We start from the raw sequence: 1,140 nt of genomic DNA on the forward strand, positions 1-1,140 counted from the left end.
AATCTGGTTCAGATTCTTTTCTGCCCAGACCCGTTTTCCATCAAGTAACGTGGCCATCGGCGTACGCCCGCAGCACATTTTCCCCTGATGAGTTCGCTCATTATTGTAGTGCCACAACCAGTTGTCCAGATCCATTTGCAGGCTTTCCAGGTCTGCGTATAGTTTCTTGCGGAACGTAACCTGATAAAATTCCTGTAAAATGGTTTTATGGAAGCGCTCGCAGATACCGTTCGTCTGTGGAGACATCGCCTTCGTTTTTGTATGGTCGATGTCATTAATGGCCAGATACAGCTGGTAATCATGCTGCTCTACTTTACCGCAGTACTCTGTACCCCTGTCGGTTAGTATTCTCAGCATTGGCAGCCCCTGAGCCTCATAAAACGGCAGGACGCGATCATTAAGCAGATCGGCTGCAGTGATCGGTGTTTTACTGGTATACAGCTTACAGTGCGCCACTTTCGAGTACGTATCCACGAACGTCTGTTGATAGATACGGCCGACACCTTTCAGATTGCCAACGTAGAAAGTGTCCTGTGCTCCCAGATAACCCGGGTGTGCCGTTTCGATTTCACCGCAGGCTTCGTCATCGAGCGCCTTTTTTTCCAGCGCAGCAATTTGAGCATCGGTAAGCACGATGCCTTCTCTGGCGACTTTTTCCTCCAGTGCCTTCAGGCGCTTACGGAAGTTCTCCAGGTTGTTCCGTTGCCAGATGGAACGCACACCACTCCCGGAGATGAAGACGCCTTTTTTACGCAGTTCATTGCTGGTCCGGTGCTGACCATGAGCCGGGAACTCGACAGCATAATTAACAACCGCGTGTTCTGTGGCCTCATCGGCGCGGTTCTTCAGGTTGGGCACTCTGCGGCTTTGGTTAATCAGCGCATCAATACCGCCTTCTTCAGCCAGTTCCTGATAACGATAAAACGTGTCACGTGACACCCCCATGATTTTACAGGCTTTTGATACGTTACCGAGTTCCTCTGCCAGATTAAGCAGGCCGGCTTTGTGTTTGATGATGGGATTGTTAGTATGAAGCATGAGAGTTACCTCGTGTTTTGTATAAGGATTCGACACCCATATCAAAACTGGTAACTCTCAACCTTTCAAGGTCCAGTGTCAGATCAAGTCGCGACTAATACA

General features: G+C 49.4%; 1 protein-coding gene. It reads right to left on the reverse strand.

Translation table 11 applies throughout. From position 1 onward, the window contains the following. The coding region (locus N7387_RS21235) for an IS481 family transposase (protein WP_279800950.1) at window positions 1–1,038 on the reverse strand (1,038 nt) is incomplete at its 3' end. Window positions 1,039–1,140 lie beyond the last annotated feature (102 nt).

This window comes from Morganella sp. GD04133, from assembly GCF_029835375.1.
Lineage (GTDB): Bacteria > Pseudomonadota > Gammaproteobacteria > Enterobacterales > Enterobacteriaceae > Morganella > Morganella morganii_B.